General features: G+C 52.7%; 16 protein-coding genes and 2 pseudogenes. 4 read left to right on the top strand and 14 right to left on the bottom strand.

The genetic code is table 11. The features are described 5' to 3' along the window. Window positions 1-165: 165 nt before the first annotated feature. On the top strand, window positions 166-1,134 hold the full coding sequence (locus NYE74_RS08585; protein WP_155620859.1) for a helix-turn-helix transcriptional regulator: 969 nt from the start codon (window positions 166-168) through the stop codon (window positions 1,132-1,134). A gap of 29 nt (window positions 1,135-1,163) precedes the next feature. On the opposite strand, the gene NYE74_RS08580 is transcribed toward NYE74_RS08585, so the two are convergent. The 5 genes from NYE74_RS08580 to NYE74_RS08560 form a co-directional block, all read right to left on the bottom strand. Next, entirely contained in the window at window positions 1,164-2,039 is an 876-nt protein-coding gene (locus NYE74_RS08580) for an MBL fold metallo-hydrolase (RefSeq protein WP_270620022.1), read from the bottom strand. A gap of 18 nt (window positions 2,040-2,057) precedes the next feature. Beyond that, entirely contained in the window at window positions 2,058-3,818 is a 1,761-nt protein-coding gene (locus tag NYE74_RS08575) for a glycoside hydrolase family 2 protein (protein ID WP_341004744.1), read from the bottom strand. Window positions 3,819-3,960: 142 nt separating this feature from the next. After that, window positions 3,961-4,767: a carbohydrate ABC transporter permease gene (locus NYE74_RS08570; RefSeq protein ID WP_155620856.1), complete on the bottom strand. Its 807-nt coding sequence runs from the start codon at window positions 4,765-4,767 to the stop codon at window positions 3,961-3,963. Between the two features lies 1 nt (window position 4,768). Continuing rightward, window positions 4,769-5,656 carry a carbohydrate ABC transporter permease gene (locus NYE74_RS08565; protein ID WP_155620855.1) on the bottom strand — a complete coding sequence of 296 codons (888 nt, stop codon included), beginning with the start codon at window positions 5,654-5,656 and terminating at the stop codon, window positions 4,769-4,771. A gap of 79 nt (window positions 5,657-5,735) precedes the next feature. Further along, window positions 5,736-7,073: an ABC transporter substrate-binding protein gene (locus NYE74_RS08560; protein ID WP_155620854.1), complete on the bottom strand. Its 1,338-nt coding sequence runs from the start codon at window positions 7,071-7,073 to the stop codon at window positions 5,736-5,738. A gap of 261 nt (window positions 7,074-7,334) precedes the next feature. On the opposite strand from NYE74_RS08560, the gene NYE74_RS08555 reads away from it, so the two are divergent. Beyond that, on the top strand, window positions 7,335-7,574 hold the full coding sequence (locus NYE74_RS08555; RefSeq protein ID WP_341004743.1) for a hypothetical protein: 240 nt from the start codon (window positions 7,335-7,337) through the stop codon (window positions 7,572-7,574). A 393-nt stretch (window positions 7,575-7,967) separates the two neighbouring features. Here the strand turns inward: NYE74_RS08555 and NYE74_RS08550 are convergent, their stop codons facing one another. The 7 genes from NYE74_RS08550 to NYE74_RS08520 form a co-directional block, all read right to left on the bottom strand. Then, window positions 7,968-8,906 carry an ArsR/SmtB family transcription factor gene (locus NYE74_RS08550; RefSeq protein WP_036619658.1) on the bottom strand — a complete coding sequence of 313 codons (939 nt, stop codon included), beginning with the start codon at window positions 8,904-8,906 and terminating at the stop codon, window positions 7,968-7,970. Between the two features lie 437 nt (window positions 8,907-9,343). Next, entirely contained in the window at window positions 9,344-10,309 is a 966-nt protein-coding gene (locus NYE74_RS08545) for a glycoside hydrolase family 43 protein (protein ID WP_124333441.1), read from the bottom strand. Window positions 10,310-10,506: 197 nt separating this feature from the next. Next, complete coding sequence (locus NYE74_RS08540) at window positions 10,507-12,285, bottom strand: glycoside hydrolase family 2 protein (RefSeq protein WP_036619653.1); 1,779 nt, start codon at window positions 12,283-12,285, stop codon at window positions 10,507-10,509. Beyond that, window positions 12,282-14,057 (bottom strand): glycoside hydrolase family 2 protein, encoded by a 1,776-nt coding sequence (locus NYE74_RS08535; protein ID WP_036619651.1) that lies wholly within the window; start codon window positions 14,055-14,057, stop codon window positions 12,282-12,284. Before NYE74_RS08535 ends, NYE74_RS08540 begins: the two co-directional genes overlap by 4 nt. A 21-nt stretch (window positions 14,058-14,078) precedes the next feature. Then, the gene (locus NYE74_RS08530; RefSeq protein WP_036619649.1) at window positions 14,079-15,500 is read right to left on the bottom strand and encodes an ABC transporter substrate-binding protein; all 1,422 of its coding nucleotides are present in this window, start codon (window positions 15,498-15,500) and stop codon (window positions 14,079-14,081) included. Between the two features lie 40 nt (window positions 15,501-15,540). Then, on the bottom strand, window positions 15,541-16,374 hold the full coding sequence (locus tag NYE74_RS08525; RefSeq protein WP_316561665.1) for a carbohydrate ABC transporter permease: 834 nt from the start codon (window positions 16,372-16,374) through the stop codon (window positions 15,541-15,543). A 14-nt stretch (window positions 16,375-16,388) separates the two neighbouring features. Then, window positions 16,389-17,297: a carbohydrate ABC transporter permease gene (locus tag NYE74_RS08520; RefSeq protein WP_036619645.1), complete on the bottom strand. Its 909-nt coding sequence runs from the start codon at window positions 17,295-17,297 to the stop codon at window positions 16,389-16,391. Between the two features lie 350 nt (window positions 17,298-17,647). Here NYE74_RS08520 and NYE74_RS08515 point away from each other — a divergent pair, with 350 nt between their 5' ends. Then, window positions 17,648-18,718 (top strand): GntR family transcriptional regulator, encoded by a 1,071-nt coding sequence (locus NYE74_RS08515; protein WP_036619643.1) that lies wholly within the window; start codon window positions 17,648-17,650, stop codon window positions 18,716-18,718. A 63-nt stretch (window positions 18,719-18,781) separates the two neighbouring features. Here the strand turns inward: NYE74_RS08515 and NYE74_RS08510 are convergent. Together NYE74_RS08510 and NYE74_RS08505 are read right to left on the bottom strand one after the other, a co-directional pair. Beyond that, window positions 18,782-19,376: pseudogene (locus NYE74_RS08510) on the bottom strand (TVP38/TMEM64 family protein). 681 nt (window positions 19,377-20,057) lie between these two features. Beyond that, window positions 20,058-20,972, bottom strand: coding sequence for an IS1595 family transposase (locus NYE74_RS08505; protein WP_341004741.1), 915 nt, complete (start codon window positions 20,970-20,972; stop codon window positions 20,058-20,060). Between the two features lie 420 nt (window positions 20,973-21,392). Between NYE74_RS08505 and NYE74_RS33300 the strand changes: the two are divergent. Further along, window positions 21,393-21,598 (top strand): annotated as a pseudogene (locus NYE74_RS33300) (IS4 family transposase); the annotation flags it as partial. Window position 21,599 lies beyond the last annotated feature (1 nt).

Here is a 21,599-nt window from a genome sequence, read left to right as displayed (position 1 = left end):
GGTAAAATTAAATAAAGTGTTCAAAAAGGTCGGCTTTCAGCACTGAAGCGTATGCTTACGAAGTGCGCTTTTTCAAAACGCTTGAGGTCGGATGAAGCTAGGGCGTAAGGAGCAGAGCGGACGTTTTGAAACAATCTCTAAAACGTTGTAAGGGAGGAGCGCCACTTGAGAGCGGATCGGTTGCTGGCCATTTTGCTGCTGCTGCAAAATCGGGGGAAAATGAGCTCCCGCCAATTGGCGAAGGAGCTTGAGGTATCGGAGCGGACGATCGGGCGGGATATGGAGGCGTTAAGCGCAGCCGGCATCCCGGTTTATGCGGAAAGAGGCTCGCAAGGTGGGTGGATGCTGGCGGAAAGCTACCGGACGAACCTGACCGGCATGCGGCCGGAGGAAATCGTTTCGCTGCTGCTGACCAGCCATAACGAGCTGCTCGGCGATTTGGGAATCCAGGGGCATTTCCAAACGGCTTACCAAAAGCTGTTGGCCGCTTCCCCCGCCCCGATCCGGCAGGACGCCGAACTGATCCGCCAGCGCATCCATATCGACGGCGCCGGCTGGCACGCTTCGGGTGAAGCCTTCCCCTGGCTGGCCACTGTACAGGAAGCCGTATGGGCGCAAAGGAAGCTGCGCATCCGCTACCGGAAAGACGATGCGGCCGTGGAACGCACGCTGCTCCCCCTGGGCCTTATCGCCAAACGCAGCGTCTGGTACCTGGCGGCGGCGCAGGAGGACGGCGGCGAGATGCGGACGTACCGCATTTCCCGGCTGGAAGACGCGGAGCTGCTCGCTGAAACCTTCGCGCGGCCGGCCGGTTTTAATTTGGCGGAATATTGGGAACGGTCCACCGCCGACTTCAAATCCCGGTTGCCCCGTTATCCGGCGCGGGTGAACGTCAAAGAACCCCGGCTGGACCGGCTGCGCAGAGAGCGTTACGCCAAAGTGCTCCATGCCGCAAAACCGGACGAACAGGGGTTTGTCACAGCGGATATCGAATTTCAGACGCTGGAATCGGCGTGCGAGATCGTGCTCGCCTGCGGCCCGGAGGCCAGGGTGCTGGAACCGCCGGAGCTGCGCGAACGGGTAAGGCGCGAGGCCGAGTCGATCTCCCAGCTGTACTCCGGGTCGGGCGAGTGACGGCCGGCGCGGGCCCGCGGCCAATCCAACTACAAAAACGCCCGCGGCGACACGTACACGAACCGCTCTCCCCGGGCCATGACATGGCATTTTTGCTCCGGGAAACGTTCGTACAAATCGTCCACGAAATGGCCGGGCTTCTCCGCGTTGACGGCAAACAAGTCGTAATGCAGCGGGATGACAGTGTCGGCGTCGATAGCGGCCGCCAGCTCCGCGGCTTCCCGGTAGTTCATGTTGCCGACGATGCCGCGCTGCCCGCGGAAATAATCGCGGCCGTTGATCGGCAGCAGGGCGACGTCCGGCCGGACCGCCCGCAGCCGCTCGATCAATTCGGGGTACACCAGCGTGTCCCCGGCATGGTACAGCGTGACGCCGTTCAGTTCGATCACGTAACCGACGTAACGGGGTTTTCCTTCCTCATCCCGTTCCAACTGTTCGTGAGCGGCGGGAATGACCGTAAGGCGGAGTTTGGAGAACAGCTCCAACTGGCGGCGGTCATCGGCCTCCCAAATTTGCGGGGCCGCAATCCCCATCTCCTGCAAAGCCGGCTTGCAGCAGGCCGGGGCCACGATCGGCGCCGCCGGGTTCTGCCGGTGAAAATAGGGCAAGGTCCCCCCATCCATATGGTCGTCATGCTCATGCGTGATCAGGCATAAATCGGCCCCCAGAATATCTCCCGGTTCGATCGGGGCCGGAAAAGTCCGTCTCCAGTCTCCGGAATCAAGGTCGCCCGAGACGTATGGATCCACATAAAGCGTAATTCCGTCTCCTTTAATAATCACGCTCTCCTGCCCCAGAAACCATAGCGCAAGCGTTCCGTAAGGAACCTCGGTGCGGATGACTTCATTGATCAGGGCGGCGCCTTGGCGGGTCAGGCCGGCGTCTTTGCGGATTGAATCGGTCATTTTGCTCTCCTCTGGCTTTTAGGTTCCCGCAACAATCGAACGGATGGTTTCCAGCGGAATTTTCGGCTTCCGGTCATAGGTCAACAGGCCGTTGATTTCCTGTTCCACATCGGTAAATTGGGTGTAACAAAAGCCCTGCACCACCGGCGATTGCAAAACGGGTTCAATTACATTCTGCAAACGCGCCGCAAAATCCTGCTCATTTTCGGCCCCGGAATAACCCCATCCGTCCCAATCGCCGGCTTTGAAGGAAATGCCGCCAAACTCCGTCAGCAGGATCGGCTGGCCTTCGTCCGGGAACCCGGGTACGAGAATCCAGCGGTTGCCCGGCTTGGCGGCCAAAGCGGTTGCCCGCGCGGCATACCGTTCCGCCAGCACCTCCCGCCGCCATTCATAATCGTGAATGGTGAGCAAGTCGGTGGCGACCAGCTCCCATCCGTCATTGGAGATGACGGGGCGTGTCCGGTCCAGCGATTTCGTTAAATGATACAGAGACAAAGCGTGCTGCTGTTGCTGCCGGTCCACCAAAATGTTGGTGACGCCCCAGCTCTCGTTCAGCGGCACCCAAACCACGATGCACGGGTGATTGAAATCCCGCTCCACGGCCTGAATCCACTCCCGGGTAATACGGCCCGCGTAAGTTTCGGAAAAACGGAAAGCATTGGCCATTTCCCCCCATAACAGAAGGCCAAGCCGGTCGGCCCAATATAAATACCGGGGATCCTCGATCTTTTGATGCTTCCTTGCTCCATTAAAGCCCATCGCCTTGGTGAGTTCCACATCTCTGCGCAAGTCGTCGTCGCTGGGGGCGGTCAGCAGCCCTTCCGGAAAATAACCTTGATCCAGCACCATTTTCATATAATAAGGCCGATTGTTGAGCAGCAGCTTGCCGTCTTCAATGGAGATTTTCCGCATGCCGAAATAGCTTTTTACCGAATCCACCGTTTCCCCGTCCACCAGCAGCGTCAGCTCCAAATCGTAAAGGTTCGGGTGTTCCGGTGTCCACCACCGCCCCAGGCCGTGATCGTTAAAATCCTCCAGATGGATGGAGCGGCGCCCCGTAACATGGATCAAGGCGAAGCAATCTTCGGATACAAACTCGCCCTTGAAGGATATAACGGCCTTAACGCTAACCTGTACGCCAGGCCGGCAGCCCGCCAGAAACACCTCCAGATCGAGATCGTTTTTGTCGATGTCCGGAATCATCCGAATGCGCTCCACATACGTTTCGGGCACCGGCTCAAGCCATACGCTCTGCCAAATCCCGGTCGTGCGCGTGTAGAAGATCCCCGCCGACTGATCCTCCCAATACTGCTTGCCGCGCGGCAACGAGACGTCGCGGCTGTAGTCGGTCGCCTTCACGACGACGGTATTGCCGCCCTTGACGAGAACGTCCGTGATGTCGGCATGAAACGGCGTGTGTCCGCCTTCATGAACCGCCGCCAGCTTGCCGTTAACCCATACTTTGGCCTCGTAATCGACGGCGCCGAAATGCAGCAGCACTCTGCCCGCGTAGTATTCATTGGGAACGGTGAATGATTTGCGGTACCAGACCTGATCGTGAACGGCCGTGTCTCCGATCCCGCTCAGCCGGCTTTGAAAACAGAAGGGAACCGTGATTTTCCGGCTGAACCGCCCTTTTCCCTGCTCATACCAGGCTTCCCGCTCCCCTATCCCGTCATCGTCAAAGGCGAATTCCCATTCTCCGTTCAGGCTCGCCCACTTCTCGCGGACGAACTGGGGCCGCGGATATTCACCGCGCATAAGTTGGTTTGTCATCGTCTTCTCTCCTTCTCTATCTATCGTAAGTTCAAGTATATGAGTTGAACTAATAACTGTACGGAAAGGGGCAGCCGTGTAAAATGTTCAGAATCATTTCACACTCTTGCCTAAGTCCGCCATTTCTTTAGTTCAAATATAGTTACCCTTTGATCCCCGAGAGGCTGACGCCTTTGATGATCTGCCGTTCGAAAATCAGGAACAGCACCATGATCGGCAGGGACGCCACCGTGTTGATAACCATCGGTTTGACATAATCTTCGGTATATTGATTCATTAACGTCGGGACTCCCATCGGCAAAGTAAACAGGTTGTCGTCGGTGACGGACAGGAACGGCCACAGGAAGTTGTTCCAGGAGCCGATAAACGTTAGAATCGCGATCGACACCAGCGCGGGACGAGTAAGCGGAAGCATGATGTTGATGAAAATCCGCCAGATGCCGCCGCCGTCCATCTGCACGCTTTCCAGCAGGTCGTTCGGAATGCCGTCGAAAAAGCTTTTCAGCACGATGATCGCAAACGGGGAGGCCAAAACGGGAAAAATCAGCCCCATGTAAGTGTTGAGAATCTCCATGTCCTTGGCCACCTGATACAGCGGAATCAAAGTCGCTTCGCCGGGAATCAGCAGCCCCGCCAAAATGAAAAAGAACATAAACGTCCGGTACCGGAACGGAATTTTGGACATGGCGAACCCGGACATCGCGGCGATGATCAGCGTAAGCACGGTGACGCAGACGGCGATGAAAAAGCTGTTCCAGGACCAGGCCAACAGTTTGGTGCCGGTAATGACTTCGTTGTAAACCGCCAGCGAATAGGGCGGGGTAAACCAGTCGACGACGGAGATGATTTTCATGCCTTCCTTTTTGACCGAAACGACCAGCATCCAAATTAACGGAAAAGCGAACAGCAGCGCCATCAACAGGGAGAAAATCCGGTAAAACCACTTCATGCTATCTCGCCTCCTTCCGGTTGTTCACCCAATACTGCAGCCCGGACAACACCAGCAAAATGACAAACAGCATGTAGGACATGGCCGAGGCGTAACCGAGGTCGTTTTTGCGGAAACCCGTTTGCCAAATGTACTGGATGACGGGACGGGTTTGGTCCAAAGGACCGCCGCCGGTCATGACGTAGATCTGCATAAAAACTTTAAATGAAGCGATAATTTGCAGCATGGTGATCGTTTTGGTGATCGGGCTCAGCAGCGGGAGGGTGATTTTCCAAAAAACCTGGGAATCGGTGGCCCCGTCCAGGCGCGCCGCTTCGTAAACCTCATCCGGGACATCCTGCATCGCCGACAAATATAAAATGAAGTAAAAGCCGACCGTCCACCAGAGCGTGAGCAGTGAAACGGCGATCCAGGCCAGCCCCGTTTCCGACAACCAGAAAATTTCCGCGCCTTCCGGAAGCAGCCTCAGCAGGTGAAGCAGGGAGTTCACCAGTCCCGTATAAGGCTGGAACAGAAACAAGCCCAGATAGGACGCGACCGCCACGGACAAAATGCTGGGGATAAAAAACACGCTGCGGTAAAACCGCTGCAGCCTGGAGTTCCGGTTGGCGATCAGCGCCAGTACGATGGCCAGAGCGAGCATCGCCGGGGTCGTAGTGATGACGAAAATGGCCGAGTGTCCGATCGCCGCCCAAAATTCGTGGTCCTGAAACATCCGCTCGTAGTTGCCCAAGCCGAGGTATTTCATCTTTTTGATCAGCGTCCATTTATAGAAGCTCATTTCCACGCCCTTGATCATCGGCCAGATCGTAAACAGGAAATAAACGACCAAGAAGGGGAGCAGGAACAGGAATGCCTGCACGTCCGCTCTCAGTTTGTTCATCTTCATCGTTTCAAGCCTCCCCATTGGCCGGCCGGCTTTGACCTTGCGTTTTGCCTCAAAGCCGGCCGGCGTCATGATCTAACCGCTATTCGTTTAATACCTTTTGGACTTCCTCGGTCATTTTGGCGATGCCGTCCGCCGGCGTCATTTTGTTGGCCCATACTTCATTCAAATATTTGAACATGGCCAAATCGCGGATTTGCCAGTTTTTCGTGGACGGTTTGCTGAACTTCACGGTCGAAGCCACGGATACATAATCGCTCCGGTAAGGCAGATCCTTAAACTCCTGTTTCTCAAACACGGACGGTTTGGATGGGATATGACCGGCTTTCGCCCATACTTGGCCGTTGTCGGCCAGCCAGTTGGCAAACGTGATCGCCGCTTTCCGCTTGGCCGGGTCTTCATCTTTGGTCACCGGAAGAATCACGGTATGGGAATCGCCCCAGGTCGCTTCCTGATCGAAGATTTTCGGGATCGGCATCGCGCCGAAATCCAGCCCTTCCGTGGACTCCCAGGTGCCTGTGGCCCAAACCCCGGTCATCATAATGGCGGCCGTACCGCTTTGGAAATTTTTGTAGAAGTCCGGGTCGTTCAGTTTGATGACTTTATATTTATGGAAAAGATCCTGGACATATTGGGCCGCCTGAACCGCCTTGTCCGTATCTACCTGGGCGGTGGTCAAGTCGTCGGAAACGACGTCATTGCCCCCAAGCTGGGAGTACAGCGCCCACCACAAACGGAACGGATCGTCATTTGCGTTGGACAAAGCAAACGGAGTCACTTTTGCCGGCAGTTTTTCTTTCAACGTGTTAAGGAAAGCAACGAAGCCGTCGGCCGATTGCTCCATGACCGGTTTGCCGTCTTCGCCGAGCAGCCCGGCGTCTTTCAGCAGCTTCTTGTTGTAGTACATAATGAACGGGTGCGTATCGATCGGCACCGCATAATGCGCGCCATCCACCACGGAGGCGTCGAGGATGTTTTGGTTGAAGGAAGACCAGTCCACGCCGGCTTCGGCGGCCACATCGTCAAGCTCGGTGACGACCCCCTGGTCGATCAGATCGGGCAGCCGGGAAATGTGGGAGATGCCGACATCCGGCCCGTTGCCGTTTCCGACCGCGGTAATCAGCTTGGTGTAATACTCGCCCCATTCCAGCTTCGTATTTTTCACTTGAATGTCGGGATGTTCCTTGTTGAAGGCATCGATCATCGCCTGCATATTGTCGCCGTCTCCGCCGGAGAAAAGCGTCCAGAACGATAACTGGATCTTCTCGCCGCCACCACTTGAAGCGCTTTCATCACTTTGCCCGTTCGTCCCTTCATTACCGGATGGCGCCGCAGCGTTATTTCCGCCGCCGCCGCACGCGCTTAACGCAAAAGAGATTGACAGCAACAAAACGAGCAGCATTGCAAAGCTTTTTTTCATGTTGGCCTCCCCTTTTCACTTTGGTGAAATATGGAACAGAATTTATGATTTATTACATAAATTCCGAACCTTTGTACCTAATATAATGATGGAAGGTTACTTTGTCAACGGTTTCATACTGATTTTTTTGTAATATTTTTGTTTGTTACAATAATTTTGTAATTTATAATGCAAGCTGCTGCGGCTGATTATAATAAACGGACGAGCTAGAAGAAGAAGTGCCGGAGGAATTGACTCCTGCGGCAACCCTGCAGGGATGTTGTGAAGAAGCATGCGCAGGTAAGCAAGAAGCATGCGCAGGTAAGCAAGAAGCATGCGCAGGTAAGCAAGAAGCATGCGCAGGTAAGCAAGAAGCATGCGCAGGTAAGCAAGAAGCATGCGCAGGTAAGCAAGAAGCATGCGCAGGTAAGCGTCAGCAGCGGTCAGCTGCGGTGGTTCGGGACTTTAGGCGGGGCAGGAATGAGGCGGGAAGCTCTCTGCTACCGCCTCTGCCGGAAATAGAGGTAATTTGGGGCGCTATCTTTACGATTTTGCTCCTCCTGCGGAAAATAGCGGAACTTTTTGTCCCTATTTGAAGTCGAAGCCTGGAAAAAGCGCTTTTTGCCCCTAGCTTTCAAAATATAGCGGTAAAAAAATCCCCTATTCCTCATCTACCCCTTTTTTGGTGGAAATAAGAACCTTTTTTACCGCTATTTCCACGGTGGCCCCCACCAAAACGTATGCAGGGGCCCCTTTCCCCAATGACATACCGACAGCTAGCTTCACCCATAAGAAAAAGCCGCCAACTCCGGGAAACCGGAATTAACGGCTCGGCTTTCTTTTTTCACTCATTTTCATTCAATGTATACATAACGCACATGAGCAGATCCAGTTCATGGTTTCGTTTCCGATCGTTTATTCGACCGGATCGAGCGTATACGCAACCTGCATGATCATATCCTGTTCATAATCCCCGAACTGCTTGCCGAACAGATTGACCCCGCCTTTATGGACAGCGTCCGGCTTCACGCCGATCCGCACCCGCAGGCTCGGACGCTGGTCAAGGCCCAGATCGCTTAGCGTCACATCGGACACTTTCTGCATATCCAACGTGGTCCGCTCGTGGTCAACCCGCCATGTCTTCAGCAGGCCGTATTGCGTCGACCAATCTTCCCACCACGGCGGATTCAGCGCCCCGCGCCGATCGCCGAAATCGCCGGGACTCGTCCACATGCCGATCTCCACGCCGTTGATCCACACGGAAATATCCGAAGGCCAATCATTGTCGTAATTCGGCGCTTCCGAGCACATTTCCATGGACAGTTCGAGCGACTGGATTCGTGCGTTTTGCGGAATCTCCAGCGGAAACTGATACTCCACATAACCTTTGCGGAACCACAAAATCTGCGCCGCCACATGCTTGGGATGATAAAAGCTCGCCGGCTCGTCTTCCCGCACCAGCATCCCTTCGCTTGATGCCATGCCGCAGGTCGGATGCACCTCGCAATCGCTGTAATGGCCGATCGGCATCTCGACCTCGTAATATTTCATCCCGTCCTTCGAGGTCCGGATGCTTGAGTTCAGCGAGATCTGAATATCGTCATAATTCCGGCTGCATACCTTCATCGCTCCGCGTACCGCCGGAAGCAGTTCCGTATTGATCAGCCCGGCGGCTTCCAGCACCTTCACGTTGTTCGCCACCGTCGACACCGGAAGCTGAAGGGCCTCGGCAAGTTCAATAATATTCATGCTTCGCGTGTTGAGCAAACGAAGCATGTCGACCCGAGAGCGCGTCGAGAGAGCGTGAGCGACCTGAACCAGCTTATCTGGTTCATGTATACCGACTTCCAGCATATGAACCTCCGTAACCGTATTCCCAAAAATTGTTCTATCTTTATTGACTTTACTATAAAAAGCCGCAATAAATCAACGTTATTCATTTCACGATCAGCAGACTCATTTTACCGGCCGTATATCGAAGAAATCAAGCTCAACGTACCTGGTATCCCCCGTAAACCGGATTTGGTTCGCGCCGTTCTGCAGCCTGATTTTGGCGGTGGACAGCCCCCCCATTTTCCCAGCCTTTACGGGTGACATACAAGCTGACGGAGTCCCTGAATACCAGCAAAATCGGCACGGTCGAAACTAATATTATATTTTAATACAATAATTTTGTATATTTTGATAGATTGTAATCCGGCATTTGCGGCATGTCAACGCCTTTATTTTCCGCAACCCTGATTTTTTGGGAGTTTTTCTAGTTGCAAAACCTTTGTTCCGAAGATGTTTTTTTATTCTCCCGAAGGGCGGGGTACAGGAATATCGATTCCTAGAGGAACGCCGAAATCCGGCATACCGTTTTCCTTCCAGCCGAATTTTTGCAGGCGCGTGCTGCGGGGAGATCCCGATGAGCGCGGCTGCTCCGCCTCGGAATAGGAGTAGGCGTGGTAAGCGATCCAATCCTCGGAGCCGTCCGGAGACACGGTGAAGCTGTTATGTCCCGGAGCATAGACCCCCGACTCCGGACTTTTAACAAAAACCGGGCCTTCATGTTTGATCCAGGCTTTCGCGTCCAGAAGATCCGCGGACTCCGCAATCCTCGTCATTCCCAGGCAGTAGTCGTCCGACCAGGTGGCGCTCGCCGAAAACACGAGGAAAATCCAGCCGCCCCGCCGCAAAAACACCGGGCCTTCGTTAATCGCCATCCCTCCCTGCTTTTCCCAGCCTAGCGTCGGTGCCGTAATCAGCACATTCGGCCCGGTCAGGGTCCAGGGATTGGCCATGCGGGCGGCATAAACGGCCGATCCGTAATCGGGAAAATATCCGTATCCGGAATAGAAGAAATATAGTTCTCCCCGATGTGCAATGACCGTCCCGTCGAGTCCCGGAAATTCCGTATTGACGGCGCCTTTAAAACGCCACTCGCCGTTCAGCGGATCATCCCCCGACAGTTCAAGCACGCACACTCTTCTCGTGTCGTCCCCGCCGCCATCGTTCGCCGTATAGTAGATATACCAGCGATTCTCGATATAATGGAGCTCCGGCGCCCATAAATTGCGGGAATACGGGCCGGACGCAGCGGGAACCCAGATCGTCTTCGGCTGAACCTCGGCCAGTCCGGTCAGGGTCGCGCTGCGCCAAAGCGCGATGCGGTCTCCCAGCGTCACCGACATATAATAACTCCCGTCGCGATGCCGGATAATCCAGGGATCGGCCCCATTCGCCAAAATCGGATTACGGAACGAATGTTGAGTCATGTTTGGCCTCCTTTATAAATTGAGTCTGGCAAATAAATAAAATATTTGTTTTAATACAAATATTTTATTTATTTTACAACAATAATGCTTTCCATAATAATTGTCAACGCTTTCACAAAAAAGAAATATTTTCTTATCGAACCAAAACAAAATGAGCCCTCCCGGATACCGGTGGGCCCATCGTTAGCAATCTTCGATTAAAAGTCAGCATATCCTTCGTTAATTCTACGGATGACTTCCACCGGAACCTTGGGCTCCCGATTCCATGTCAATAAGCCGCAGATTTCGGTTTCCGTGTCGGTTAATTGCGTATAACAGTAGCCTTGGACAAGCCCCGAAACCACGAAAGGCCGAATCACGTCCACCAGTTGCGACACAAACTGCTCGCCGTTCTCCGCTTTGGGCTCAACGACAGGAGAACTCGGCTCGACATGGTAGTTTACCCCGCCGAATTCCGTGCAAAGCACCGGCTCGCCTTGATAGGAGAAACCCGGGTTGTAGATAAACTTTCTTCCTTCCAGGCCGGGCATATCGGCGATGATATTTTCGATGCTCGAGTAGCGCCGGTTCAGAATTTCAGGGTCTTTGCAGTAATCATGCACCGTGCATAAATCCGATTTGCAATGCTCCCAGCCATCATTGGATATGACCAGTCTGGTTGAGTCGACCGATTTGGTGATATGGTAAAGGGATTGCGCGTGATGCTGCTGCTTCTCGTTATAATAAATATCCGCAACTCCCCAGCTTTCGTTCAGCGGAACCCAAACGACGATGGAAGGGTGGTTGTAGTCACGGTCGATGACCTCCTTCCATTCTTCGATCATGCGGTAGGCATATTGTTCGTTATATACGTAGGCGGCCGCCATCTCTCCCCAAACCAACACGCCAAGCTTGTCGCACCAATATAAATATCGCGGGTCCGCTACCATCATATGCTTGCGCATTCCGTTGAATCCCATCTCTTTGCACAATTCGACATCGCGGCGAAGCGCTTCCTCCGTTGGGGCCGTCAGCAAGCTTTGCGGAAAATAACCTTGATCCAGCACGAGCTTCATACGGTATGGGCGGTTATTCAGGCACAGTTTCCCATCGTCGGCGGATATTTTGCGCATCCCGAAGTAACTGCCAATTTGATCGACGGTCACTCCATCGACTTTAAGTTCAAAGCTGACGTCGTACAAGTTGGGGGTTTCCGGCGACCACCAGCGTCCCAGGCCGTGATCGTTAAAATCCCGCAAATTCACGCGCCAAGCCTCCGTGCCCGCCAGGATTCTTCTGCTTTCCTCCGCGACGACATCCCCGGCGAATTCGATACGCGTATCCAGCTCTATCCGATGCCGGTCATCCCAGCCGTCGATAAACGCCTGAATTTCGATTTCATTCGTATCCAAATGCGGTGTGAACCGCACCTTTTCCATATAAATTTCGTCAACGAATTCAAGCCACACGGACTGCCAGATACCGGTCATGTTCGTAAACCACATGACTTCCCCCTTAGCCTTCCAGTATTGCTTGCCCCGGGGAATCGTCAAATCCCGTAGATAATCCCGGGCCATTACGGTAATCCGGTTGTCCTTCCCGGCGATCAGATCGCTAATCTCGAGCGAAAAAGAGGCAAACCCGCCGCGGTGTTTCCCGGCCGGCAAGCCGTTCACCCACACGCTGCATTCGTAATCCACCGCTCCGAAATGCAGGATTACCCGTTTGCCCGCAAATTCATCGGGGACCGCAAAGGTTTTTTCGTACCACACGCATTCGTGCACCTGCTTGTCTTCGATCCCGCTCAGTTCGCTCTGATAACAAAAAGGCACCGTGATTTCCAGCGGAAAATTCGCCTTTCCTTGATACCATTTTTCCTTAACCCCGACGTTCCGGTCATCAAACGCAAAAGACCATATCCCGTTCAGACTGCGCCAACTATTTCTGACGAATTGCGGACGCGGATATTCCGCTCTTGGTATTGCCGTTGTTGTCATAGGTCCTCCTCCGGTTCAAATTTGCCCTCGTTAAATCGCCGTATCGTTTCCAGAGGAATTTTCGATTCGCGGTCAAAGGTCAGCAGCCCGTTGATTTCTTGCTCGACATCGGTTAATTGCGTATAACAGTAACCTTGAATCAGCGGTGAATCATGCATCGCTTTGATCACCGCCCGCACGCGCACCTCGAAGTCCGCGGCGTCGATCGCCCCCGAGTAGCCCCAGCCGCTCTGGTCTCCGGACTGGAAGGAAATCCCTCCAAACTCCGTCATTAAAACCGGTTGGCCCTCATACCGATACCCTTTCACATACATATCCCGATTTTGCGGCGCATCCAGCGCTGTTTCGATCCGGCTGTATTTTTGGGTTAGTTCGCCGTAATCCCACCGGTAGTCGTGGATCGTGCACAAGTCCGATTGCGCGTGCTCCCAGCCGTCGTTGGAAATGACCAATCTTGTCGGATCCAGCGATCTTGTGAAATGATACATTGCGATGGCGTGCTGCCGTTGCTGCTCGTCCACCTTCACGTTCGGGATGCCCCAGCTTTCATTCAGCGGAACCCAGGTGATGATCGAAGGGCTGTTGAAGTCGCGATCCACCGCTTCGGCCCATTCCGCCGTAAATTTCTTCACATAGCTTTCGCTGAAAGCATAGGCATTCGCGGCCTCCCCCCAAACGACGAGTCCCAGTTTATCGCACCAGTACAGAAAACGCGGATCTTCAATTTTTTGATGTTTTCTGACACCGTTGAACCCCATTTGTTTGGTCAGCTCCACATCCCGTCTTAAATCCTCATCCGCCGGGGCTGTCAAGATGCCGCCAGGAAAATAGCCTTGATCCAGGATAGCCTTCATGTAAAACGGGCGGTTGTTCAGGCACAGTTTGCCGCTGTCCACGGACACTTTGCGCATCCCAAAGTAGCTGCGGACCGTATCCAGCAAAGCCCCTCCGGCATACAAACGGTATTCCACATCGTACAGATGCGGATGCTCCGGGCTCCACCAGCGCCCCATCCCGTGATCGTTAAAATCATGCAGCTCGATCCGGCGCTTTTGCCGGGATGCCGTCATTTTACACTCATCGACCGCGAGCGTTTCCCCTTCAAAAGAGATTTGGGTCCGGATCGTAATCTCCGTATCTTCCGTCCAGCCTTCCACTACATATTGAATGCCGATTTCATTCCGGTCAATATCAGGATAATAGTAAACCCGGCGCAAATGAATCGGTTCTACCGCCTCGATCCACACGGGCTGCCAGATTCCCGTTGTCGAAGTATAAAAGATCAGTTCGGATTTTTCTCTCCAATATTGCTTGCCTCGCGGCAAGGTAACATCCCTGCTGAAGTCTTGCGCACGCAGCGTAATTACGTTCGGGCCGTTCTCCTTCAGCGCATCCGTAATGTCTGCGGCGAACGGGGTATGTCCACCCTCATGTGCAGCGACCATATGGCCGTTCACCCAAACCCGGGAAGCGTAATCAACCGCTCCAAAGTGCAGGATAATCCGCTTGCCCTTCATCTCCTCGGGAATGTCGACCGTCCTTTTGTACCAGACCGTATCGTGAAACTCCGAAACCCCGATTCCGCTCAATTTGCTTTGGTAACAAAAAGGCACGCGGATTTTTTGCTCCAGAATCTTGTCCTTGAACCATTGTTCGGCAACCCCGACCTGTTTGTCGTCGAATTGAAATTGCCACTCGCCGTTCAAGTTTAACCACAAACTCCGTTCAAACTGTGGACGCGGATACTCCCCGCGCGTATGCATACCGCTCATGCTGTCCGCAACTCCCCTCAACTATTGACTTAAACCGGCAAATTTAATTTCTTTTTCGAACTCTTGCTGCATCTCGTCAAGCGCCGCTTGCGGAGTAAGGAAGTCCCTCAGCACGGCCTGAACCGCATTTTCCATAATATCGTTCAGTTTTGACGATACGAACGGCACGTCCGGATCCACCAAAATTTTCGCCGCGGACAAGGAGTCGAGCAGTGCCGGATACATCGGATTGGAAGCCATCACTTCCGGACGTTCGTAATTGGAAGTACGTGTCGGGTCCATGGTATAATCGATTTTCAGCAATTCCCCGTCCTTCGAAGTGACATACTCCAAAAATTTATAAGTAGCTTCGGGATATTTCGTCGTACTCGTCATCGCGATCGCCCAACCGCCCATCGTAGGCGATCCGCCCGGAGTAACTCCAAAGCCGACCTTGCCCTTCACCTTCGATTGATCGCCTTCAATGGTGCTATAAAGCCCCGGCCATTGTTCCATCATGGCAACTTCACCGCTGGCGAACAGCGCATTCGCCTCGTCCCAGCCCAATTGCAGCCACTCGGAAGGGGCGTATTTCCGCAATTCCACCATCGTTTCCATCGCTTTCAGCCCCGCTTCATTGTTAAATGCCGGCTTGAAATTTTCATCCACGTCTTTCCCGCCGAAAGCCGCCAAACGATTTTGCCAAATCAACCGGCTGTTGGTTTTGGAAGCCATAGAACTGTACCCGTATTTGGTCGGAGACTCCGGATTGAACTTCTGCGTGAAAAATTCGGCCGTCGTCAAGAAATCTTCAACCGTGGTCGGCACCGCCAATTCTTTGCCCGTTTTCGCTTTATACTGCTCTTTGATTTTCGGATCCTCAAACAGATCCTTGCGGTAGAAAAACAACTGCGAATCCGGTTTGTACGGGAAAGCAACCAGCTTTCCTTTATACTTGCCATAACTTTGCAATAAGCTTGGAATAAAATCATCCAAATCCAGATTCGGGCTTGCAATGGAATCAACGTACGGCTGCAAGTCCTGGATAAGTCCTCCCTCCGCATAGCCGTGCACATTGGCCACCGGCATCAACACCGCGTCAAAGTGATGTCCCGTGTTCAAATCCAATTGAATTTTCTCGACATCGGTGCCTGCCGGAAAGCTTTGTACCTCCACCGACGCTCCCGAAGCCTGCTCAAAGTATTTCGCGGCATTTTTCAGCGCGTCCGCAAAGTCCCCCGTTCTTGTCGCCACTACGATTTTTTGCCCCGCATATTGTCCGCCAAGCGTTCCTCCCCCGTTCAGATCGTTCAATTTAATGCCGAGCACGTCCGGGGCTTGTACCGTAATTTCCTTAAATTCGCCTTCCGGAGCCGAAGGTTCGGCCTTTTTGGAACCGCATGCGCTGAGGATCAGCGTCGTTGCCAGCAGGCATGTCATCGTTAACTGCAATTTTCTTCCCATATCTGAAACCCCCTGATCAAAATTTTGTTGTTATGGTTGTTTAACCTTTGACCGCTCCGGCAGTAATCCCGGCTTGCACATACTTTTGCGTCGTCAACGCCAGAATGAGCGCCGGAATGAAGGCGATGGTGCCGGCGGCGGCCAAAGTGCCGAATGGCGTATCCTTCTGCAGTTGAATCATGCCGCTGATACCGAGCGGAAGCGTTTTGTTCTGGTCCGTAAACACAAGCACGAGAGAAAGGCTGAACTCGTTATACGCAGCCAGAAACACGAGTATAGAAGCCACAACGATCCCCGGCACGATCAGGGGCAGGGCGATCCTCCAGTAAATGCCGAACTCGCTGCTGCCGTCGATTTTGGCCGCCTCGAACATCTCTGCCGGCATTTCGTCGAAGAATCCCATAAACAGCCAGATAGCCAACGGAAGAGAGGCGGTAATGTAAACGATAATAAGCCCGAAAAGCGTATCAAGAATGCCTAGCTTTTGGAAAATAATATAGTAGGGAATGATGAATACCAGCCCCGGAACCATACGCATCACAATGATGGCATACTGCCAGAAAGCTTTCCCGCTGAACTTGAAACGCGAAAAGCCGTATCCGGCAAAAGTAGCCGCAAGGCAAGTGCACAACGTAGTAACAACGGCAACGATCAGGCTGTTGAGAAAATATGTTCCGATCTGATGCTCCGTAAACACCTCTACATAATTCTGCAAAACCCACTTGGAGGGAAAAAATTCCGGAGGTACTTTCATAATCTGGCCGACAGACTTGAATGAAGTCGTTACCGCCCAATAAATCGGAAACAAAAACAGGACGATAAAAAGAAGAAGCAGCAAATAAAGCGCGCTTTTTTCGGCATAATATTTTTTCATGTTCTCCCCCCTTCCTATTGCCGATCGTTACGAAGCACTTTCAGGAACACAAGCGTGACGACGACGATAATCGCGAAGAAAATGATCGCTCCCGCGGAACCGGCCCCAACGTTCATATAACGAAAGGCCGTCTTGTAGATCATCGTTCCCATCGTTTCGGTCGTATCCCCGGGGCCGCCATCCGTCAAAATCATGATCGAATCGAATATTTTTAAAGCATCCATCACGCGCAGCGAAACGACGAGCGCTATAAAATTACGAATCAGCGGCAACGTAATCTTGAAGAATGTGTTTACCCGGTTTGCCCCGTCGATATACGCGCTTTCATAAATATCTTTTGGCACCGTTTGCAAAGCGGCGATCAGGATGAGCATGCAAAAAGGCGTTGAACCCCACACATCGATCATGATGACGGCGATCTTTGCCGGCAGCGTCTCCCCCGTCCAGGCCACCGCTTTCAGTCCGAGGGATTCGATAATATAATTGATAGGCCCGTAAATGGCGCCAAACATAATTTTCCACATCGTTGTTGAAACGACGGGAGCCAGCATCATCGGAAGAATAAACAAGCTTTTGAATATCCGCGTCTGTCTGCTGATTTTCTCGTTATTTAAAATAAGCGCCAGGACCATCCCCAACGTTACGTTCAAGGATACCGTAAAGAAAGTGAAGACCAGCGTCCATACGATGGACTTCATAAACGGACCGTTGCTGAACATATACCGGTAGTTTTCCAACCCGGCAAACTTGATCATCGTGCTTGGCAGAGACAGATTATAGTTCAACAAGCTGATATAAACGGAGTAAAACAAAGGCACGATAGCCAATAAAGTGATAAGTATTACGGCAGGTCCAATAAAGATATAGGGCAGCATTCTCTCTGAAAACTTTTTAGCTTGCCCTGTGTCCGCTTTCACAATCATTTCCCTCCCTCCTTTCTGGATGCGCTTTCAATGGCTTGAAATTTTCACTTGTAGTTTTCCTGCACTGCAGCTTCAGTACTCCGCCACCTCCCGGCTATAAACATTGGCAAGATATACTATGACGCGGTTCCATCTGCAAAATCTATATTAGTATATACCATCCAAATAATATATACTAAATATAGTATAAAGTTATAGGCGTAGATAACCATCCCCGTTCCCCACTTCGTTTAAATAAACATTACATAATATATTTAACTGGTGTTTCCAATTTCTGTAGACACTTCTTTACACAAAATATATAATCAACTTAGTATATTATAATTCTATTTAGGTGTGGGAGCGAATCTATGAAAGAACTGCCGCTTTATAAACAAATCCAGGAGAGCATCAAAGAACAGATTAGGCTTGGCGTGCTCCGCCCGGGAGATCGGGTCGGATCGGAGAAGGAATTGTCGAGCTTATACCGCGTTAGTCAAATCACGACCAAAAACGCGCTCATTGGCCTCGCCGAGGAAGGGTGGGTCGAAAGAATCCAGGGAAAAGGGACCTTCGTCTCCCGCCAGTCCGCGGAATTGCGGCCTGTTTCGAACTCTCCGGTGATGATCGGCGTCGTTTTCCCAAGCATGAAAACCCGAATAGATCAACAGCTGCTCAACTATATTGAGAAATACGCCAGCGAGGACGGATTCCAAATTATGCTGCGGATCACGCGGGAGTCCGCCGAAGGGGAAACCTTGGCGATTCGTCAATTATTGGATTTTGGGGTTAAAGGATTGATCATTTTTCCGACCGAAGCGGAGAACTATAACGAGACCATTATTCAGCTGGCGTTCGACAAGTTTCCGGTCGTATTGGTAGACCGGTTTTTTAAAAATATTCGCATGGCCAGCGTAACCTCGGATAATATGCAAGGAACCTTTGAAGCTATCGAGTATTTGCTGTCCAAGGGACACCGGCATATCGCCTATATTTCTCCGGAAATTACGAATTCGGTCACGGAAGACCGGGCCGCCGGTTATGAAAAAGCCTATTTGAAACACCAGTTTCCTATCGATAAAACGTTATGGTGCATGCTTGAATTGCAATCGCTTCAGCAAAATCAGGCGAAACGGGAAATCACCGATTTTTTAAAGGACAGGGAGCAAATTACCGCCGTTTTTACCGTCAATGTTCAATTAGCCCATTACGTGTACGATTATTTGAGCGAGCAGCATTTACTGGACCGGATCGAGCTCATGACTTTTGACAACCCCGAATTGCCCGGTGTGTCCTACGTTGCGCAAAATATTGAGGAGGTCAGCCGAAAAACCGTTGAATTGCTCAAAGGCCAACTGCACGGGCAGGATGCCCCGCAGCAGCATCTCGAACCGGTTACGCTCTGTTTGAAAGAAAGTCCGCAGAAGTTGGGGGTTCTTTGATTTGGGGGGATTTCACGCAGGTCTTCATAACGCCAAACCAACTCCAGTCTTGTTATCCCATGTTTACTCGGCGGGCTCGGCTGCGGCTGCCGTGAAGTAGCTCTGCAGCTTCCGGTTCAACCACAAGGAGGCCGCAATAAACGCCGCGACGCCAAGGAGCTTGGCCGGCTGCGCGGCAAAGTCGGACAGATTGCGTGCCGATATAGGACACGCAGAAGACCATGACGGCCTTCCCCAAAGCTACCGCTGTGCCAAAGGAAACGGCCGACATCCGCGTTAGCCCCGCGGCCATGTTAATCACGACGAACGGGCCTACCGGCAGCATGCTGAGCAGAAATACGAAGCTGAATCCGTTTCTGCGCGCCCATATCATCGCTTTCCGCACCTTGGGCTTGGCCGCCCAGCGGCGCATGAAGGGAGTCTCGGCCGCTTTTCGGATCAGCAGAAAGGTCAGCAAACTCCCGCTCACGAGCCCAATCCAGGAGTATAAGAAGCCCAGCCACATCCCGTAAATCGCGGCATTGGCCCCCACGATCACAATCGTCGGCAGCGGCGGAACGAACGATTTCAGGAAGGTCAGCAGAATGCCGGGCAGCGGCCCTAGAGAGCGGAAGCGCTCCAGGAAGAGCTCTATATTTTGTTCCGTAAAATAATCCATCATGCTAAGTTCTGCGCCTGACAATAAACTTCACCTCTCCTATCCGAGTGCCCCCATTATACTATATCCGGGCCCGAATTCCCGGCCTGAATAATCAACAATATGATGGATATTATTAGAAAAACATCGCCGCTGGCGAGGTCCTTTGCCCCTGCAAACCCATACCTTGGATGCACGGGAGGGAATGGGTAGGGTTTCCACCCCATACCCACTCCCTCTTCGGTTCGACTACGAAAACCCTTCCCCTGCTCCTCCCCTCTCCTGCGTATCGTCCTCTACCCCGCCGGAAATTTAATAACTCAACTTTCGCAGAGCAAAAATCAGCTTGAGTCCCTAAATTGAAGGTTTTCGTCGCAAACCGATCGTGGCAAGAGAACGCGGAAGGGCGTTGAAAGCTTGAGGATAGGGAAGTGGGGGGTGAGGGGCGGCAGATCTAACACTCCCTGTCCGGAGGCTTTGCACGATTATCCCGTTTAATCAGGTAGCAGAGAGCAAGACAAGTTCGGGAGAAAAAAATATTTGGTGGAGAAACAGATAGGTTCGAGATAATTTAGACGGGCTTAGGAGAAGGAATGAGGTTTAGGGGAGGTGAAACAGACCGGACAAGCGATCAAGACAGGAGATCAAGAAACCATTAAGTTGATTTGCATCAAACTCCCCCCCACCGTTCCAGCGTCCCGATCAAGCCGCAGCCGCAAGGGGCTGATTCGGTTGGCGCGCGATCAGCCGGCGGTAAGGGATCGCCTGAATCGCCACACACATCTGCAGCAACTTCTGCCGCATCGTTTCTTCCGCTCCGGGCCGTCCTCCTTGCAGGCGCAGCCGACGGCGTACGGTGTACTCGTTCAGATACGCTTGCAGATGCTTCAGTCCCAAGGCTCCATACGTACTCTTCAGCGATTCCCACGCCTCTCTCACCACTTTCCGCAAGGGCGCATACAGCCGAAAGGCCTGAGGGAACAACTGTACCGCCGATGTATGGACATCCACATGCCCGCCAATAAACGCGGCGAGTTCGTGACGGTTTGCCCTTTTTTCGCCTCCCCGCTTATGCGGCACCAGGCGGATTTTGACCTGTTCCGGCTCGCCCGACTCCGTGACCGTGCAGCCGGCTACGACCGCCGAGGCGTACGGATGCGAAAGCTGACACCGGGACGGATTACGACCATACTGATCGCTATTCACCTTCACGTCTCCGGAGAGCAGCTCCCGGGCATCGAACTCCCCCACGGCATGACGTATTTTGTGCAGCATCGACCAGGCGGTCTTGTAGGTGACCCGGATCATCTGGCGCAGCCGCAGCGCCGAGATGCCGTCAGGGAGCAGGAACAACTCCAGAGCGTGAAACCACTTCACCAGGGGGAGATGCGTTCCTTCAAAAATCGTGCCGACCAAAGGCGATGTTTGATGCTTGCATTTTCCGCACTCGAACAAAGGGATATGCCGGGAAGTCAGACGGCTGCACCCGGTGTGAGCGCAGCGCGGGCAGACGAAGCCGCTTGGCCACTTCATCGCGATTAGCGCCTCCATGCAGTCCTGCTCGCTGTTAAAACGGCTGCTGAATGGCTGATGTTCCGTTCCCGGATTGATCTCCATGTTTACTCGCCCCCGAATCAAGAATATACGAACATAAGTTCCATTTATTTCATTATAACAAACATACGTTCCCTTATCAAGCCGAAAATCTAACCTGAACCGCCTCATTTTTTCCTCATCTTTTTTTGTTTTTTTGTTCTCTCCTTTTTTGGGACCCTTGCTCTAGCCCCCCCTGCTCACTGCTCCATGAACGAAAGGGATAATCGTGCAAAGGCAGGCAGGAGGCAGGAGCATCGAGACACGAACCCTTTAGACAGTCCCTTTAAACAGCCCCATCACCTGGCGTCGATTTGTGACACGGCTCGAAACGGCTACGGTGCAAAAGGTAGATACACTGACCCCGCCGGATCGTGACGCCTCTGCATCGTTGACGCTTCCATGCTTCCATGTTTGAGCGGAATCGCAGCAAAGCGGTTGAGTAGCTTGTTTTATTGGCTGTGCGACGAAGCCCGGCACACTCGATTGGCTGATTGACTTACAACAGTTGCTCGACTTGATCAACGAAGCAGCCCAAAAAACCGGGAAGACACTGTCCGCCTCTGATTCAGCGTCAACTCCGCCAATGGATTGCTGCTTTACCCAGCTACATCAAGGCTTGTCTGCCGATGTTTTGCCGCGAAAGTTGAG

The organism is Paenibacillus sp. FSL P4-0127 (assembly GCF_038007325.1).
Classification (GTDB): Bacteria; Bacillota; Bacilli; order Paenibacillales; family Paenibacillaceae; genus Fontibacillus; species Fontibacillus macerans.
This window is presented reverse-complemented; position numbering and strand designations above follow the sequence as displayed.

Coding starts and splice junctions, on each gene's coding strand:
- NYE74_RS08580 (WP_270620022.1), bottom strand. CDS start 2,039: ATGACCGATTCAATCCGCAAAGACGCCGGCCTGACCCGCCAAGGCGCC.
- NYE74_RS08575 (WP_341004744.1), bottom strand. CDS start 3,818: ATGACAAACCAACTTATGCGCGGTGAATATCCGCGGCCCCAGTTCGTC.
- NYE74_RS08570 (WP_155620856.1), bottom strand. CDS start 4,767: ATGAAGTGGTTTTACCGGATTTTCTCCCTGTTGATGGCGCTGCTGTTC.
- NYE74_RS08565 (WP_155620855.1), bottom strand. CDS start 5,656: ATGAAGATGAACAAACTGAGAGCGGACGTGCAGGCATTCCTGTTCCTG.
- NYE74_RS08560 (WP_155620854.1), bottom strand. CDS start 7,073: ATGAAAAAAAGCTTTGCAATGCTGCTCGTTTTGTTGCTGTCAATCTCT.
- NYE74_RS08550 (WP_036619658.1), bottom strand. CDS start 8,906: ATGCTGGAAGTCGGTATACATGAACCAGATAAGCTGGTTCAGGTCGCT.
- NYE74_RS08545 (WP_124333441.1), bottom strand. CDS start 10,309: ATGACTCAACATTCGTTCCGTAATCCGATTTTGGCGAATGGGGCCGAT.
- NYE74_RS08540 (WP_036619653.1), bottom strand. CDS start 12,285: ATGACAACAACGGCAATACCAAGAGCGGAATATCCGCGTCCGCAATTC.
- NYE74_RS08535 (WP_036619651.1), bottom strand. CDS start 14,057: ATGAGCGGTATGCATACGCGCGGGGAGTATCCGCGTCCACAGTTTGAA.
- NYE74_RS08530 (WP_036619649.1), bottom strand. CDS start 15,500: ATGGGAAGAAAATTGCAGTTAACGATGACATGCCTGCTGGCAACGACG.
- NYE74_RS08525 (WP_316561665.1), bottom strand. CDS start 16,374: ATGAAAAAATATTATGCCGAAAAAAGCGCGCTTTATTTGCTGCTTCTT.
- NYE74_RS08520 (WP_036619645.1), bottom strand. CDS start 17,297: ATGATTGTGAAAGCGGACACAGGGCAAGCTAAAAAGTTTTCAGAGAGA.
- NYE74_RS08515 (WP_036619643.1), top strand. CDS start 17,648: ATGAAAGAACTGCCGCTTTATAAACAAATCCAGGAGAGCATCAAAGAA.
- NYE74_RS08505 (WP_341004741.1), bottom strand. CDS start 20,972: ATGGAGATCAATCCGGGAACGGAACATCAGCCATTCAGCAGCCGTTTT.